The organism is Clostridium cochlearium (assembly GCF_900187165.1).
GTDB classification, from domain to species: domain Bacteria; phylum Bacillota; class Clostridia; order Clostridiales; family Clostridiaceae; genus Clostridium_G; species Clostridium_G cochlearium.
On sequence record NZ_LT906477.1, the window covers coordinates 1,870,402 to 1,887,106 of the forward strand.

Annotated in this window: 17 protein-coding genes; 4 read left to right on the plus strand and 13 right to left on the minus strand. The window is 27.5% G+C overall.

Features of this window, described 5'->3' with window-relative positions:
• Nucleotides 1-271: 271 nt before the first annotated feature.
• The 3 genes from rd to hflX all read right to left on the minus strand — a co-directional run bounded on the left by rd (nucleotide 272) and on the right by hflX (nucleotide 3,627).
• A complete protein-coding gene (gene rd / locus CKV72_RS09215) occupies nucleotides 272-433 on the minus strand; it encodes a rubredoxin (RefSeq protein WP_095178109.1) in 162 nt (53 codons plus the stop codon).
• A gap of 100 nt (nucleotides 434-533) precedes the next feature.
• Nucleotides 534-1,826 carry an amidohydrolase gene (locus CKV72_RS09220; protein WP_095178110.1) on the minus strand — a complete coding sequence of 431 codons (1,293 nt, stop codon included), beginning with the start codon at nucleotides 1,824-1,826 and terminating at the stop codon, nucleotides 534-536.
• A 19-nt stretch (nucleotides 1,827-1,845) separates the two neighbouring features.
• On the minus strand, nucleotides 1,846-3,627 hold the full coding sequence (gene hflX / locus CKV72_RS09225) for a GTPase HflX (protein WP_089865476.1): 1,782 nt from the start codon (nucleotides 3,625-3,627) through the stop codon (nucleotides 1,846-1,848).
• Nucleotides 3,628-3,831: 204 nt separating this feature from the next.
• Between hflX and hpt the strand changes: the two genes are divergently transcribed.
• On the plus strand, nucleotides 3,832-4,356 hold the full coding sequence (gene hpt, locus CKV72_RS09230; RefSeq protein ID WP_095178391.1) for a hypoxanthine phosphoribosyltransferase: 525 nt from the start codon (nucleotides 3,832-3,834) through the stop codon (nucleotides 4,354-4,356).
• A 64-nt stretch (nucleotides 4,357-4,420) separates the two neighbouring features.
• Here hpt and yunB read toward each other — a convergent pair whose 3' ends face one another.
• Complete coding sequence (gene yunB / locus CKV72_RS09235; RefSeq protein WP_238056624.1) at nucleotides 4,421-5,059, minus strand: sporulation protein YunB; 639 nt, start codon at nucleotides 5,057-5,059, stop codon at nucleotides 4,421-4,423.
• Nucleotides 5,060-5,267: 208 nt separating this feature from the next.
• Between yunB and CKV72_RS09240 the strand changes: the two genes are divergently transcribed.
• Nucleotides 5,268-7,637, plus strand: a complete 2,370-nt coding sequence (locus CKV72_RS09240; protein ID WP_095178111.1) for a transglycosylase domain-containing protein — start codon at nucleotides 5,268-5,270, stop codon at nucleotides 7,635-7,637.
• A 31-nt stretch (nucleotides 7,638-7,668) separates the two neighbouring features.
• On the opposite strand, the gene spoVAE is transcribed toward CKV72_RS09240, so the two are convergent.
• From spoVAE to spoIIAA, 6 genes are all read right to left on the minus strand, one after another.
• A complete protein-coding gene (gene spoVAE / locus CKV72_RS09245; RefSeq protein ID WP_089865487.1) occupies nucleotides 7,669-8,031 on the minus strand; it encodes a stage V sporulation protein AE in 363 nt (120 codons plus the stop codon).
• A 3-nt stretch (nucleotides 8,032-8,034) separates the two neighbouring features.
• Nucleotides 8,035-9,057 (minus strand): stage V sporulation protein AD, encoded by a 1,023-nt coding sequence (gene spoVAD, locus CKV72_RS09250; RefSeq protein WP_095178112.1) that lies wholly within the window; start codon nucleotides 9,055-9,057, stop codon nucleotides 8,035-8,037.
• 31 nt (nucleotides 9,058-9,088) lie between these two features.
• Complete coding sequence (gene spoVAC / locus CKV72_RS09255) at nucleotides 9,089-9,547, minus strand: stage V sporulation protein AC (protein ID WP_095178113.1); 459 nt, start codon at nucleotides 9,545-9,547, stop codon at nucleotides 9,089-9,091.
• A 112-nt stretch (nucleotides 9,548-9,659) separates the two neighbouring features.
• On the minus strand, nucleotides 9,660-10,418 hold the full coding sequence (gene sigF, locus CKV72_RS09260; protein WP_095178114.1) for an RNA polymerase sporulation sigma factor SigF: 759 nt from the start codon (nucleotides 10,416-10,418) through the stop codon (nucleotides 9,660-9,662).
• 14 nt (nucleotides 10,419-10,432) lie between these two features.
• Nucleotides 10,433-10,858, minus strand: a complete 426-nt coding sequence (gene spoIIAB / locus CKV72_RS09265) for an anti-sigma F factor (RefSeq protein ID WP_089865498.1) — start codon at nucleotides 10,856-10,858, stop codon at nucleotides 10,433-10,435.
• Between the two features lie 15 nt (nucleotides 10,859-10,873).
• A complete protein-coding gene (gene spoIIAA, locus CKV72_RS09270; protein ID WP_168943404.1) occupies nucleotides 10,874-11,209 on the minus strand; it encodes an anti-sigma F factor antagonist in 336 nt (111 codons plus the stop codon).
• Between the two features lie 241 nt (nucleotides 11,210-11,450).
• On the opposite strand from spoIIAA, the gene speE reads away from it, so the two are divergent.
• Nucleotides 11,451-12,296 (plus strand): polyamine aminopropyltransferase, encoded by an 846-nt coding sequence (gene speE / locus CKV72_RS09275; RefSeq protein WP_089865504.1) that lies wholly within the window; start codon nucleotides 11,451-11,453, stop codon nucleotides 12,294-12,296.
• A 160-nt stretch (nucleotides 12,297-12,456) separates the two neighbouring features.
• Here the strand turns inward: speE and CKV72_RS09280 are convergent, their stop codons facing one another.
• A complete protein-coding gene (locus CKV72_RS09280) occupies nucleotides 12,457-14,202 on the minus strand; it encodes an Eco57I restriction-modification methylase domain-containing protein (RefSeq protein ID WP_095178392.1) in 1,746 nt (581 codons plus the stop codon).
• A gap of 85 nt (nucleotides 14,203-14,287) precedes the next feature.
• Here CKV72_RS09280 and pdaA point away from each other — a divergent pair, with 85 nt between their 5' ends.
• Entirely contained in the window at nucleotides 14,288-15,265 is a 978-nt protein-coding gene (pdaA, locus tag CKV72_RS09285; RefSeq protein WP_095178115.1) for a delta-lactam-biosynthetic de-N-acetylase, read from the plus strand.
• A gap of 50 nt (nucleotides 15,266-15,315) precedes the next feature.
• On the opposite strand, the gene CKV72_RS09290 is transcribed toward pdaA, so the two are convergent.
• Complete coding sequence (locus tag CKV72_RS09290) at nucleotides 15,316-16,023, minus strand: WecB/TagA/CpsF family glycosyltransferase (RefSeq protein ID WP_089865510.1); 708 nt, start codon at nucleotides 16,021-16,023, stop codon at nucleotides 15,316-15,318.
• A gap of 14 nt (nucleotides 16,024-16,037) precedes the next feature.
• Nucleotides 16,038-16,691, minus strand: coding sequence for a sugar transferase (locus CKV72_RS09295; RefSeq protein WP_095178116.1), 654 nt, complete (start codon nucleotides 16,689-16,691; stop codon nucleotides 16,038-16,040).
• Nucleotides 16,692-16,705: the final 14 nt, after the last annotated feature.

Genomic DNA, 16,705 nt, shown 5'->3' on the forward strand with positions numbered 1-16,705 from the left:
TGACTATTTTAATTCTATATATTGAAAGTTATTTTTTTTTATAATTCAAATTTTTGTTAGATTTTAAAGTTCACTAATATTAAACCCTTTTAAAAACTACATTTTATTAATTAAAAAACTCTTTTCTAAATTGTATATGCAATTATAATACTCTTTCCCCTTCATATTGTCAATGCAAAATTAAATTATAACCATCATAAAAAATTTTATCAAATATAAAAAGTGATCAGGAAAAACCCAATCACTTTTTATAACTTAAATTCCTTATTTATTATTCTGTTTTTTCAAATTCACTTTTCCCTACTCCACATAGAGGACATACCCAAGTATCTGGAATATCTGCAAATGGGGTACCTGCTGCTACTCCACTATCAGGATCTCCCACTGCTGGATCATATATATATCCACATACAGTACAAACATATTTATCCATTTTAATTCCTCCTTATTTTATACAAATTATTAATTTAATGTAATTATAGTATAAATACCTGGTTTTTTCAATAGAAGTTATTATTTAAAAATAATTATCTTTACTGTCTATTAAATATATCATTGCACATTTCTTTAAAATTATGCAATACTTTTTCTTCATCTATATGTTTAAATTCACCCTTTTCCATTACAATATTACCATTTACTATTACATAATCTACTTCACTACCATTAGCCGAAAACACTATATTTGAATGAATATCATTTATAGGAATCATATTAGGTTTATTTAAATCCAACAAAACAATATCTGCTAAATAATCTTCTTTTATCTTTCCTAACTTTTTATCATTCATTAAAGCCATAGCCCCATTGTATGTAGCCATTTTTAATACTTGCTTAGCATTTAGTTTTGTAGCATCTTTATAGTAAAGCTTTTGAAGTATTGTCCCTGTTTCCATTTCTTCTATCATATTTAGATTATTATTGCTAGAAGTACCATCTGTACCTAAGCATACATTTATATCTATATCATTCATTTCAGCAATTCTTGCTATACCACTAGCTAATTTCATATTACTTTGAGGATTGTATATAACGCTTGCTCCATTTTCTTTTAATATATTCATATCATTATCTGTTAAATACACACAGTGAGCTCCTGCCACTTTTGAATTAAATATACCTATATCTTGTAATAGTTCACAAGAGGTTTTATTGTATCTTTCTTTTATAATGTTAACTTCATCTTGAGTTTCAGATATATGTATATGAATATTTTTATTTTTTAATTTAGCCTCTTTTGCAATAGTTTTTAATGCATCAATAGATAGAGTGTATGGTGAATGAGGTGCTATCATGGAATCTATTAATCCACTTTTGTCCTCTTTTATTTTTTTATCTAAATCTATTGCTTCTTTCAATTGATGTTCCCAATTATCTCCCATTATAGAAACGCCTATTACACCTCTTATGTTAAACTCTTTTGCAACTTTTATAACTTCTTCTTCATAAAAATACATATCATTAAAACAAGTTGTTCCACTTCTTAACATCTCTAATGCTGCTAATTCTGTAGCTATTTTAACATGATTATTTTTTAATTTACTTTCTATAGGCCATATTTTTTCATTTAACCATCTCATTAAAGGCAGCCCTTCTCCATAACCTCTAAATATAGTCATTCCAGCATGAGTATGCGCATTTATTAATCCTGGCATAGCACAATGATCCTTGCCATCTATTTTATATAAATTTTCTTCTTTGCCTAAATATTCTCCTACATTCACTTCTTTTATTTTATTATCTTTAATTAGTATATATCCTTTCCCTATTACATCCTGTTCTTGATCCATAGTAACTATCATAATATTTTCAATTAAGATGCTCATAAAAAACCCCCGCAAATATTTATTTAATCATATATTCATTACATACATTGTATACTAACTCATCTACTTCAGCACATATATACGTTCCATTATCTTTATATTTTTGTTCATTAACTTTAGCATTTCTATGAAGATATGCAACTACATCTTGCTTATTGTATGGAATTAAGTATTCCACCTTTTTAAGCTTATTGGGTAATTTATTAACTATTTCTTTTAATAATATATCTATATTTATTCCCTGTTTTGCAGATATACATACATATTCATGTTCTTTCAAATTTTCTAATTTAATTTCTAATTCATTTTTATCTATTTTATCTATTTTATTTATTAAAAGTATAATTGGCTTATGTAATGCATTTAATTCTTCTAATACATTGTTAACAGCCTCTATTTGCTCTAAATAATGATCAGATGATATATCTACCACATGAAGTAGTAAATCTGATTCTATAACCTCTTCTAATGTAGATTTAAAAGATTCCACTAAATCATGAGGTAATTTTCTTATAAACCCAACAGTATCTGTTAGAGTTATGACTCTATTATCTGGCAGATTTATTGCTCTTGTAGTTGTATCCAAAGTTGCAAATAGCATATCTGCTTCTAAAACACTATCTTTTTTATTTAATTCTTTTGACTGAAATAAATTATACATATAGTTTCTAAGAGTGGATTTACCTGAATTAGTATATCCTACTAGTGAAACTTTGGGAATTTCATTTCTAGAACTCCTTTGAGTATTTCTTATTTTCTTTATTTTTTCTAATTCCTTTGTTAGATCATATATTCTATTTTTAATATGACGTCTATCTGTTTCTAATTTTTGTTCTCCTGGTCCCCTTGTTCCAATTCCTCCACCTGTTCTAGATAATACTGCACCCATCCCTATTAGTCTTGGCAATCTGTATTTTAACTGAGCTAATTCTACTTGTATTTTTCCTTCTCTACTTTTAGCCCTTTTAGAAAATATCTCTAATATAAGAGTAGTTCTATCTATAGCTTTTATTCCTAAATACTTTTCTAAATTTCTAAGTTGTGAACCAGAGAGTTCATCGTCAAATATCACTACATTTGCTCCAGTTTTTTGCGCTAAAAGTCCTACCTCTGAAACTTTACCACTACCTATATAAAGGGCTGGATCCATTTTGCTTTTCTTTTGGAAAATTCTACCTACCACAGATACTTCACAAGCTCTTACAAGCTCTGCTAATTCATCCAAGCTTTCTTCATTTTCTATTCCAACTATTATAGCCTTTTCTCCATAATCTTCTTCTACCTTACTACTCTTTATAATATCTTCTATATATTCCAATCGTTCTAAAATATTTATATTTAAAAATTCATCTACACTAAGTTTTTTACTATTATTATACTTTAAACTATCATTTTGAACATCACAAAATCCTACAGTCGTATCCTTTACTTTTCCATCCATAACCCCAATAGCTGCTATACAATCTAATTTTAACTTAAGTAATGCTGACAAATCTAATGAAGATAGAGTGGAATTACCATTAGGATGTGTATGGACTATTCTTATACCTGAAAGTTTTCTTTCTTTAATTTCTAAAATAGGCAGTTCTACTGTACTACTATCTCCTAATGTAATACTTTCTATATTTCCTCTTCTATTTATTGCAATACTTATTTCTCTTCCAATGAGGTCCGTAAAATACGCCAAAATACTTATTAATTCTTTACTGCATATTTCGTCTTTTGCAATCTCCATATTATATATTTCTTCTAGCTTTTCTAAAATAGTATTCCTTATTCCCTCTGTATTTCCATATATCAAAATTATTCCTCCCCTTTATTTAATAACTTTTTTCACTAAAAATCAATTAACAATTGTCCTTTAATACAAGGTTTTCTGACTTAAGAAAGAAAATTTTCATTCATTGTTCATTTAATCTAAGTATTTCTTGACAACTTTTATATAATTCTATACTATAAGAACAACATTGTAAATATTTAATGAAGGTTATATATGGAGGTAGCTATGGAAGAAAAAACAAGAAATATATTAATTACATCAGAAGAAATACAAAAAAAAGTAGAAGTCATGGGCAAAAAAATATCTGAAGATTATGAAGGAAAAAATTTATACGTTCTATCTTTATTAAGGGGAAGTTTCATATTTGCATCAGATTTAGTAAGATGTATTACAATACCTACAAAAATAGGGTTTATGACAACTTCTAGTTATGGACATGAAGAAGTTTCTACTGGAAAGGTTAAAATAGTTAATGACATACCTGATGATATAAAAGGAATGGATGTACTAATTGTAGATGATATAGTAGATACTGGAATAACAATGGATTTTGTTATAAATCATGTTAAAAGCCTAGGCGCTAATTCAGTTAAATCCTGTGTGCTTTTAGATAAACCTGAAAGAAGAAAACTTGATTTAGTTCCTGAGTATTGTTGTTTTTCAATCCCAGATGTTTTTGTAGTTGGATACGGATTAAACTATGGGGACTATTATAGAAATGTACCTTATATTTTTAATTGGGAAGAGTAATTTAACTAAATTTAAGGAAAAGGGCTATTTCTTATAATGATTTAAATCATTATAAGAAATAGCCCTAATTATGTTTTTTAATATGAAAATCTTCTAATGGATAATATCTAGTTTTAAAAGTAGTTTCTCCTATCTCCATATTTATAGAGCTTTCTGGCACTCTTCCTACTATTATAGTTTCAGAAATAGGCACCTGCTTTTTCACTTCTATATCTTTACTATTTAAGGGTATTATTATTCTAACATTGGTAATTACCTCCATTGAAATTTTATGGTTTGTTTGATTTATTCCTGCACTAGTGAAATCAGAAATGTATTTTGTTTCTGTATATCCTATAGGCTGCATCTTAACTTTTATACTAGGTCCAAAGAAAGATATTATATTGTTTTTAAATATATAACTTGCAGGAAGCTTAACTCCTCTAGTTCCAAAATCTTTTAATTTATTTTGAGAATCTAGTGCCACATCACAAGCTAATTTATTTAATTTTATTGTATCCGCTTTTATCATATTTATATTTCCTGATTCATCTTTGTATATATTTATTATTTCATTATAAACAAAATTTTTCTCACAATTTTCTAGTACAGTTTTATTTATTATTTCAGTAGTCTTATTTTTCATTTCTATATCTGCAGCATTTAATATTATAGGAGATATTATTTTATCTAATTTATATAAAAATATTATTGATGAAAACACTAATAATATTCCAATTAGTATTATTTTTCTTTTTATATTTATAATATCACATCCTAAATAACCTTATTATTTAAGATATATTTGTATTATCAAAGAATTATTCTGAATTCTTTTAACTAATTCGCCAATATTTAAATATTTTATAAAAACTACATTGTATGATATAATTAGTTAAAAATTAAATAATAGTATTTTCAGGAGGAAAATTATGGCTAATGTTAGAAAGCGAAAAAAGAAAAAAAATGGACATAAAGCCCTAAGGTTAACCCTTATTACTTTGCTTATGATCTTTTTATTTTCTTGTGTTGCAGGAGCTGGAGTAGGTCTGGCTATGATAAAAGCAGCTCCCCCTTTAAACGTAGATAAGGTTCTAAATCCAAGCGAACCTTCTGTTATATATGATGATAAGGATCAATTGGTTGACACAGTTATATCTGACACTTACAGAACAATAGTTTCTTATGAAGAAGTTCCTAATAATTTAAAAAACGCCTTTATTAGTATAGAAGATGAACGTTTTTTTAATCATAAAGGAATAGATTATAAAAGAATATTTGGAGCTTTCTTTAGAAATGTTTCCAATAAATTAAAGGGTAATTCTGCACTACAAGGTGCCTCTACTATAACTCAGCAACTTATAAGAAATACATTACTTTCCCAAGAGGTTAAAATTAAAAGAAAAGTACAAGAAATGTATTTATCTCTTCAACTAGAAAAGAAAGTAAGCAAGGAGCAAATTCTAGAAGCTTATATGAATACTATACCTTTAGGAGGAAGTGCTTACGGTGTTGAAGCAGCATCTAAACAATATTTTAGTAAAAGTGTTAAGGATTTAAATTTAATTGAAAGCGCATTTATTGCAGGTTTACCTCAGAGTCCATCTACTTTTTACAATGCAGCAATGAGCCAAAACAATACAGAAAGATATATTAACAGGACTAAACTAGTACTAGGTAAAATGTATGAACATAACTATATATCAAAAGAAGACTACGATAAGTCAATATCCTATATAAATGAAAACAAAATTCCTCTTAAAACATCTAATATAAGTATAAGTAGATTAAATTATGAGTGGTTTTCTAGAGAGATTATTAAACAAGTAAAAAAAGATTTAATGGATAAATATAAGATAAGCTCTACAGAAGCAGATAAGACAATAATGTATGGTGGGTTAAAAATATATGGTACTATGGATAAATCTCTGCAGGATTTTTCCCAAAATACTTTAGATAATTTAGATGGAATTTTAGGAATTAATTCAAAAGATTATAATGGAATAATTCAACCTGAAGCTTCTGTATCTATAGTGGATTATAAAACTGGTAACGTGAAAGTTCTTATTGGTGGAAGGGGTAAACAGCCTCCTTTATCCTTTAATAGAGCTACAGAATTTTATAGAGCTCCAGGTTCTACTATAAAACCATTAACTGTTTATGGACCTGCTATCGACACTAAATCTTCTACTGCAGCAACTAGTTATGATGATGCTCCAGTTCCTGAGGATATAGGTAGGCTCTATCCTAATGGTGGAAAGCCTTATAATCCTAAAAACAGTCCAAACATATATGAAGGTAAAATGACATTGAGAGAAGCTTTAATGAAATCCAAAAATGTAGTTTCTGTTAGAATTGAACATGAATTAGGATTAAAAACTGGTGCTGAATATGGTAAAAAATTTGGATTAGCTATAGATGATTCAACAGATAGTACTAGCATTTCTGCTCTTTCTTTAGGTCAGCTAAGTGCTAAAACAGGAGTAAGTGGTACTAATACATTAGGTATGGCATCAGCTTATGGTGTTTTTGGTAATAAAGGTGCTTTATCTAAACCTGTTGTTTATAAAAAGGTAGTTGATAGAACCGGAAAAGTATTGTTAGAAAATAAGTATTCATCTTCTAAGGTTATGTCTCCAGAAGCCGCTTATATACTTTATGATTTATTAAAAGGACCTGTAAGTTATGAGCCAGGTGCTACTGGATCTAAAGCAAACTTTGGACCAATGACTAGAGGTAAAACAGGTACAAGTAATATGTCTGCTGACTTGTGGTTCTGTGGCCTTTCTCCTTATTATTCAGCTTCCGTATGGATAGGAAAAGATGATTACTCCAGTTTTACTAATGAATTTGGTAGATATATAGGAAGTAGCGATGCTGCTTTGGTATGGAAGATTATAATGGCAGAAGCTCATAAAAATCTAGAATATAAAACTATACCAAAACCTGCTGGTATAACAGAAGCATATGTATGTAGTAAATCTGGTAAAATTCCATCATCTTCTTGTCCTAAAAGTAGTGTTAAATTAGAATTCTTCATAGATGGAACTGTCCCTGGAGAAATATGTGATTATCATACTGGTATACCTGATGACGATAAAGAAGAAAATGATGATGACAAAAACAAAAATGAAGATGATGATAAGGATGAAAAGAAAGATGATAAAGATAAATTAAAAGATAAAATCAAAGATAAAATTAAAGGTAAAAACAAGGATAAAAACAAGGATAAAAATAAAGATTTAGATAAAATAGATAATGATAAAGAACAAAGTAATGACAAAAATACAGATGTGCTCTAATAAATTTAAAAGAGTAAATTCCTAATGGAATTTACTCTTTTGTTTTCGGATTAAATATTACAGCCATTAAGTACCCAAAAACTATTGCAGCTGTTATACCTCCAGCAGATCCCTTCATTCCTCCTGTAAAAATTCCTATAAAACCTTTTTCATTTACCTCTTTTATGGTTGACTTTGCTAAATTAAAACCAAATCCAGGTAGTGGAACTGTTGCACCTGCTTTACCAATGTCCACAACTACATCATATATATTAAGAGCTCCTAAAATTACTCCTATAGTTACAAATGTAACTAGTATTCTAGCTGGAGTAAAATTAGTTTTATTTATAAGAATTTGAGCTATTACACATATTGCTCCACCTACTAAGAACGCCATAATATAATCGTTAATCATGTATCATTTACCTCCAGTACCATATTCTATGGAAATGGCATGAGCTATTCCTGGAATACTCTCTCCCTGTAAAGAAGAAGTTGTACTCAAAAGCGCTCCTGTAGATACAAGTAGTATTCTTTTAAATTTTCCTTCCATAAGCTTTTTATAAAGATATCCACAAAATACTACTGCTGAACATCCACAACCACTTCCTCCAGATGAAGTTCCTTGTTCTTCATTATTAAAAATTTCTTCACCACAATCTATATAATTTGATGTTATGTCATAACCATTATCTTTTAGTAACTCTAAAGTTATTTTTTTACCTACTTTACCTAAATCTCCTGTAGCTATTACATCATAATCTTTTGGTGTTCTACCTGTATCTTTAAAATGATTGCATATAGTAGAAACAGCTGCTGGTGCCATAGCTGCTCCCATATTATTTACATCTGTTATTCCATAGTCTTTTACTTTTCCTATAGTAACATATGTTATATAAGGAAAATTTCCTTCTCTACTCAACACTGTTGCTCCAGAGCCCGTTACTGTCCATTGAGCCGATGGATGTCTTTGTGCTCCAAATTCTAGAGGATATCTAAATTGTCTTTCCGCTGATGAGAAGTGGGACGATGTTGCCGCTACAACATTATTGGCAAAATTTCCATCTATAGTCATAGCAGCCATAGCTAAAGATTCTGACATAGTTGAACACGCCCCATAAAGTCCTATAAATGGTATATTCATATCTCTTGCTGCAAAACTAGAAGAGGACAATTGGTTAAGTAAATCTCCTGCAAACAAAATATCTATATCATCTTCCTTTAAATTTGCACTTTTTATGCTTTCTATTACTGCAGTATATAATAAATTACTTTCTGCCTTTTCAAAACTATCTTTGCCAGCTAAATCATCTTGGATTATTTTATCAAAATACATGTTTAATGGTCCTTCTCCTTCTTTAGGTCCCACTATACTATACGTAGATATTAATCTAGGCTTTGTATCTAATTTTAATGTTTGTTTTCCTATTTTTTTGCTCAATTATTATATCCTCCTTACTAAAACACTATTTTTACGATAATAACTTAATAAAATAATAAATTAATCCGACTATCCACGAAGAACCTATTCCATATACTAAAACGGGTCCTGCTATAGTAAACATTTTTGCTGCTACTCCAAATACATATCCTTCTTTTTTAAATTCCATGGCTGGTGATACTATAGAATTAGAAAAACCTGTTATTGGTACAACAGTTCCAGCTCCAGCGAAATTTGCTATTTTATCATAAACTCCAATGCCTGTAAGCAATGCTCCTATAAAAATCATAACTATAGATACATATGTTCCTACATCATCTGTTGAAATTCCTTTACTTAAAAAATAATTATTAAAAAATTGTCCTATAACACATATTAATCCACCTACTATAAACGCATTTATACAATCCTTTAATAAACTTTTTTTAGGTTGCACTTGTTTTACTAAGGTATCAAATTTTTGTTTCATATTATTTTCTTTTACACTCATTTTCTCACCTCTAACCCAATAAAATATTTTTAACTTTATAGATATTATGTTTATTTTATGTATAAATCTTTTTTTTAATCAAAAAAAGTAGGATAATTTGTTACCCTACTTTTTACCAGTTATCCAATTTTTCTCTCATAGCCTTTAATACTCTTTTTTCTATCCTAGATACTTGTACCTGGCTTATACCTAACATTTTTGCTACATCTACTTGAGTTTTATCTTTAAAGTACCTAAGCATTATAATTTGCCTTGACTTAGCATCTAATTTACCTATTGCCTCTTTTAAAGCTAATTTATTTATTAAATCGGTATCTTCTGAATAATTATCACTTATTTTATCCATAAGAGTTATAGGTGCTCCATCATCTTGGTGAATTACATCATGTAAATATTGCATATTACTAGAAGATTCCATTGCATAAACAATTTCTTCTACTTCTACCCCTGTGTATTCAGATAATTCTTCTATAGTTGGTTCTCTACCTAATTTTTTACATAGAGTTTCTCTATGGTAATACAGTTTTCTAGACATTATCTTCAAACTTCTACTTACTTTTATTATGCCATCATCTCTTATAAATCTTTTAATCTCTCCCATTATCATAGGTACAGCATAAGTAGAAAACTTAACATTATAGCTTGAATCGAAATTATTAATAGCTTTTACCAGTCCAACACAACCTACCTGATATATATCTTCATAGTCATATCCTCTATTTAAAAACTTTTTACTTATAGTGGCTACCAATGGTAAATTTAGTTCCACTAATTTATCTATAGCTTTATTATCCCCATTTTTAATTTTTTCTAGTAATAAAATATTATCATCATAGTCATAACTATCCTTTTTTACTACTCCCTCACTCATAAATTTCACCTAACTTAATTATTAAAAATTTTTTTCATAATAATTTTCGTACCCTTATTTTTTTCTGATTTAACTTCTAATTCATCCATAAATGATTGCATAACAGTAAAGCCCATACCTGATCTCTCCAAATCTGGTCTTGAGGTATATAGTGGCTGCATTGCTAAATTTACATTTTCTATTCCTATACCCTCGTCCCATATTATGACTGTCAATTCCTTTCCCTTTATGTAAGCTTCAATTTTTATAGTTTTATCTCCTTTATTTTCGTATCCATGAATGATAGAATTAGTAACTGCTTCTGAAACAGCTGTTTTTATGTCTGTTAATTCATCTAAAGTAGGGTCTAGTTGAGATGCAAAGGCTGCTACTGTGGCCCTAGCAAAGCTTTCATTTTCTGATTTACTTAAAATCTCTAATTTCATCATATTATCAAACATATTTATTTCCCCCCATTAAATATTCTCCAAAGCTTCTTCTAAGGTATTAAATATATTTATTATTTTAAACATACCAGACAACTCAAACACCCTTTTAATATTTTCTCTAACATTGATAAGGCATACTACTCCATCTTCATAGGATAATTTCTTAAATCTTCCAATTACAACTCCTATACCTGAGCTGTCCATAAAAGTCACTCCTGAAAAATCCATTATTAATTTATTTATATTGTCTCTAGAGAGTCTATCATCGATTTTGCTTCTTACTTCTTCCGCACTATGATGATCTAATTCACCATTTATTTCAGCTATTAGCTTGTCATCAATTTTATTAAAGTTTATATTCAAAATTAATCCCCCCATTTTGCATTATATTTTCACTACATTCTTCTCTTTATTATTATTCTATATATTACAATTTTTTCCTTCTTTTATTTTGTCCTATTTTTTATTATTACCATATATATCTACTTTTATACACTATTAACTAAAAAATTGTTTTGTGGTTTTTTCAATATTGCATACCATAGTAAAGCCTGTTATAATAATCGTATTAAAAATATATTAACTTGTTAGGAGGCTGATTTTATTGGATTTATGGCTAAGAGAAGGTCAAGTTTCAGATGCTGTTATGACCTATAAAGTAAAGGAAACCCTTGTTAGTAAAAAAACTAAATACCAAGACCTAGCTATAGTGGATACTTATGCTCTTGGAAGAATGCTTGTTTTAGATGGCATAGTTCAAACTTCTATTAAAGATGAATATGTATACCATGAAATGATAACCCATATCCCTCTTTACACTCATCCAAACCCTAAAAAGGTTTTAGTAGTTGGTGGTGGAGATGGCGGTACCATAAGAGAAATACTAAAGCACCCTTCTGTAGAAAAAGCTGTGCTTTGTGAAATAGATGAAGAAGTAATTAAAGAATGTAAAAAACACCTACCTGAAATAAGCAATAATGCTTTAGAAAATAGCCGTTGTGAAGTTTTCATAGGTGATGGCATAAAATATGTAAACGAACATAAAAATGAATTCGATGTAATAATAATAGATTCTACTGATCCTTTTGGAGCAGCTGAAGGGCTTTTTGGTGGAAGTTTTTATGGTAAAATATCAGAATGTCTAACAGAGGATGGTATATTTGTAGCTCAAACAGAAACTCCTTTCTATTTACCTGAAATAGTAAAAAAAGTTTATGATGATTCTAAAGCAGTATTCCCAATTACAAAATTGTTCATGGCTGCTATTCCTACCTATCCATCAGGCTATTGGAGTTTTACTATTGGTTCAAAAAAGTATGATCCTGAAAAAGCAGTAGTTCCTGAAAATTTACCTTTTGAAACTAAATATTACACTCCAAGGTTACATTCCGCATCTTTTGTTTTGCCTAAATTTGTGGAAAACCTTTTATTCGCTGATATTAGAGAATAATGAATAAGTAACAATTAATAATGAACAATTAATGAAGCTCTTCTTCCTTACGTCAGAAGAGCTTTAATTTTATTTGGTTTATTAAGTATAATTGTATTATATGAAGCTAGTTAAAATTTTTTCTCAATGATAATGGAGAAAAAATATCCATAATTATTCATTATTCATTAACAACTATTTCTTTTTCTTCTTCCGTTAAATTAAAATAATCATATAATTCTTGTTCTTTTATAAATCCTTTTTTAAAATAATCAGGTATTTTCATTTCCATAACAGTGTTAGGATAGTATTCATATAAATTTTCTCCTAACTTCTTACCAAAACATTGAAAGTAAAATTCATATATTTTACTATTTAATATTGATGTTAAAAATTCATAGTCATATTTCATATCTTCTTTTATAAACATACAATATACATCTGCACTAAAATAATTTCCCTTATCTAAAACAAATATATTATTTTTACTTTTATAGGGAAATATTATTTTCTCCCCTTCAAAAATTTCTTTTTTTCTCCCCCATTGAAGTTCATACCATTTTCTTATTCCATTTCTACATTCTCTTCTATTTTTTAATTTATCTACATATTCATATAAATGATTTATTATATTAGGATATTTGTTTTCATCTTTTATTTCATTAGAGTATATTAAAAACATATCTTTATTTTCTACTTCCGTTTTTTTTATGTGGCTACTTTTTATCCAAGGTTTAATTATAGTTTTTTCTAGTCTTTTAGTTTCTATAATTTTTCTATTTACTATAAATGCTTTATCACATCCAGAAATTATTCCCTGATAACTATTGCATATTTCTTTTAATGAAATTTTACATTTACTCTCTATTTTTTTTAATATATTTAATTCTTGTTCATTAATTAATAGCCATCTATCTTTTTTAAATTCTTTTACTTCCTTTAAAAATCCCCTATATTTAATTTCTTTGTTATTAATTATATTTTCAATAAATTCATTTTTTTTACTATCTCCCCTACTAGGTTTTATGATTTCAGTTTTTCTATTATTATATATATTATTCTCATCTATTTTAGTAAGAAAAATAATACAGGGGTCAATTCCTATATTTTTAAAAGGTCTGATGCCATAAAAATCTACAATTTTATTTATATAAAAATTATTTGCAATGTATCTTCTTAAATTTTTTCCACTTTCTGATTCTAAAAAATATCTAGAAGTAATAAAAGTTATCTTACAATCATTTTCTCCCTTATTAAAACTTCCTTTAAAAAAGCAATAAGATAAATCACTTTTATTTATATATATTTCTCCATAATTTTCTTTTATATTTTTAAAGTATTCTTTTCCTACGTCCTTATGTCCTATATAAGGTGGATTTCCAATAAAAACATTAAATTTTTCTTCTATATTATCTGTTAAAAAATCTTTATTTTGTATATTAGGAAATATTACATAATTTTTATAAAAAAAATCTATAACTAGTATTTTTAGTGCTAAATTATCAATATCTATAGCATATAGATTATTGTTAACTATATGTCTTTTTACTCCTTTTAAAGATAATCTTAAATTATTTTTTTTGTTTATTTCTTCTATATTATTTATATAGATATTATTCAAGTAATCAAATATAGAAAATATAATATTTCCACATCCGCAGGAAGGATCTACTATTTTTATATAAGGATTATTTATTATATCCTGTTCTTTTATTGTATTTCTTACCAAATAATTAGATATTTTTTCTGTCGTATATACAACGCCGCTCTTTTTCTCCACATTAGATATGTACAAATCTCTCATTAGTTCATTTTCTTTTAAATTGTACTTTTTTCTATAATTTTCTATAGCTATATTCTTGTAAACATTATCTATTGGTTGTACAATTACATTATATAAATTTTCTATATCTTTTAAAATATTTATCATAATCGTATATACCTCTCTTTAAGTATATTATTTTTAGTATAGCACAAAATAAAGTATAACATAATTATGGTAGGTGATTTAAGTGAAAAAAGTTATAAGTATTTTAATTATATTTTCTTTTATATCTTTAACTACAACCTCTTGTTCCGCTGATCATTCATATAATGATGAAGAAAATAAAACCAAAGTGGAAACTGCTATGGATAATGAAGATAAAAAACAAGATATAAAAGATGATGAAAATAAAGAACAGAACATAGAAAAAGAAATAGATAATAATAAAATTTCTGATGAAGATAAAAAAAATACTGAAAAAGACAACATAGATAGCAGTAAAAATACTTCTAGTAAATCATCTTTAGAAACTAAGGAAAGAGATTGGTTTTTTGAACCTAAAAAAGATGGTTCTCCTTCTACAGTACCTAGTGATGTAGAAAATGTAATTAAAAATCATTCTACTTACTTTTTAGGAGATACCAGTGAAAAAGTAATTTACTTAACCTTTGATGAGGGATACGAAAATGGGTACACAGGTAAAATTTTAGATGTACTTAAAGCAAACAATGTAAAAGCTGCCTTCTTTGTAGTTACACCCTATATAAAAACTAATAAAGATTTAATTAAACGTATGGTGGATGAAGGTCATTTAGTTTGTAATCACTCCGTTCATCATCCTTCAATGGCACAGGTTGCCTTAAAAGGTAAAGAAAAATTCAAAGAAGAATTCACAGGAGTTGAAGAAATTTTTAAAGAGGTAACTGGCAAAGAAATGCCTAAATTCTTCAGACCTCCTATGGGTAAGTATAGTGAACTTTCCCTAGCTTATACCAAGGAATTAGGATACAAGACTATATTTTGGAGTTTTGCTTATAATGATTGGAACGTTGATAAACAACCAGATCCTGAAAGCGCAAAAAAGCGTATAGTAGATAAAGCTCATAATGGTGCAATTTATTTACTACATGCTGTATCTAAAACTAATACAGAAATATTGGATTCTGTTATAAAAGAGCTAAAAGCAAAAGGCTTTAGATTTGCTTCATTAGAAGAGTTAAAATAATAATATTATTAAAAATAAAAGAAAAGTAGAGAAGTCCCATTTATTATTCTCTACTTTTCTTTTATTACTTTAAATAAAAATTTGGGTATGGAAGATAATCTTTTTATTCTAAATGGCTCTTTTGCTACTCTGTAAAGCCATTCTAATCCTAAATTAATCATCCATTTAGGTGCCCTATTTACTTCTCCTGAAATAACATCAAAGCTTCCCCCTACTCCCATAAATACCTTCACATTTAATCTATCCATATATTTAATTATAAAGGTTTCTTGTTTAGGAGAACCCATAGCTACAAATAATGCATGAGGGTTTAATTCATTTATTTCATCTATTAATTCTTCACAATTATCTATATTAAAATATCCATCTCTTTTTCCCACTATATTCAATTTAGGATATTTTTTATTTAATATTTGTATACACTTTTCTAAAGTAGACTTTTTAGCTCCTAATAAATAAACACTTTTATTTTCTTTTTGAAATTTTTGAAATAAACTTTCTACAAACTCTACCCCTGCTATTTTTTCTTTAACAGGATTTTTTACTATTTTAGAAGCTATTACCGTTCCTACTCCATCAGGAATAATTATAGAATTTTCTTTTATAAAGTTTTCATATAAAATATTATTATTTAACCCATTATATAAAACTTCAGGATTACCAGATATAATATGAACTTTATCAAAATTATCTATATATCTTAAGAGACTTTCTTTACTACCTTTAAATACATCATAGCTTAATATTTTACTAAACATAATTTCCTCCAATGTTAAAAAGCTCCTTCACTTTTAAATACTGAAAATACAGTTTTAAAAAGTATTTTTATATCTAACCACAATGAAAAATTCTTTATATAAGTTAAATCATAATATATAGTTTTTTTAAGTTCAATCTCTCCCCTACCGCTTACTTGAGCTAAGCCTGTTATTCCTGGTGTAACCAAAAGTCTTTGAGCATATTCTTTAGGATAATACTTTGTTACATCTGGTATTTCTGGTCTTGGACCTACTAAACTCATATTTCCTATAAACACATTGAAAAGCTGAGGGATTTCATCTAAACTGCTTTTTCTTAAAAATTTTCCAACTTTAGTTATTCTATTATCTTCTTTACTTTGAAACACAAAATTACCTATATCCTCTGGATTTATATCTAAACTTTTTTTCTTTTCAGCATTTACAACCATAGTTCTAAATTTATATATAACAAATTCTTTTTCATCTTTTCCAACTCTAACTTGTTTGAATATAGCAGGTCCTTTAGAATCTATTTTTATAGATATTATTAAAATTAAATATATAGGTGATAATATTACTATTCCTATAAAAGAAAGTATTATATCCATAAGCCTTTTTATTGCAAATTGAAATTTCTTTTTCTTTATATCTTTTTCTATATCTATAATAGGCATATTATTTTCCATAAAATCCTCCTGTA

Excerpts from the sequence above, each read along its gene's own strand:
- spoIIAB (WP_089865498.1), bottom strand. The coding sequence starts at position 10,858 with ATGTTTGATAATATGATGAAATTAGAGATTTTAAGTAAATCAGAAAAT.
- hpt (WP_095178391.1), top strand. The coding sequence starts at position 3,832 with ATGGAAGAAAAAACAAGAAATATATTAATTACATCAGAAGAAATACAA.
- spoVAE (WP_089865487.1), bottom strand. The coding sequence starts at position 8,031 with ATGATTAACGATTATATTATGGCGTTCTTAGTAGGTGGAGCAATATGT.
- rd (WP_095178109.1), bottom strand. The coding sequence starts at position 433 with ATGGATAAATATGTTTGTACTGTATGTGGATATATATATGATCCAGCA.
- sigF (WP_095178114.1), bottom strand. The coding sequence starts at position 10,418 with ATGAGTGAGGGAGTAGTAAAAAAGGATAGTTATGACTATGATGATAAT.
- spoVAC (WP_095178113.1), bottom strand. The coding sequence starts at position 9,547 with ATGAGTGTAAAAGAAAATAATATGAAACAAAAATTTGATACCTTAGTA.
- CKV72_RS09290 (WP_089865510.1), bottom strand. The coding sequence starts at position 16,023 with ATGTTTAGTAAAATATTAAGCTATGATGTATTTAAAGGTAGTAAAGAA.
- CKV72_RS09295 (WP_095178116.1), bottom strand. The coding sequence starts at position 16,691 with ATGGAAAATAATATGCCTATTATAGATATAGAAAAAGATATAAAGAAA.
- CKV72_RS09220 (WP_095178110.1), bottom strand. The coding sequence starts at position 1,826 with ATGAGCATCTTAATTGAAAATATTATGATAGTTACTATGGATCAAGAA.
- CKV72_RS09240 (WP_095178111.1), top strand. The coding sequence starts at position 5,268 with ATGGCTAATGTTAGAAAGCGAAAAAAGAAAAAAAATGGACATAAAGCC.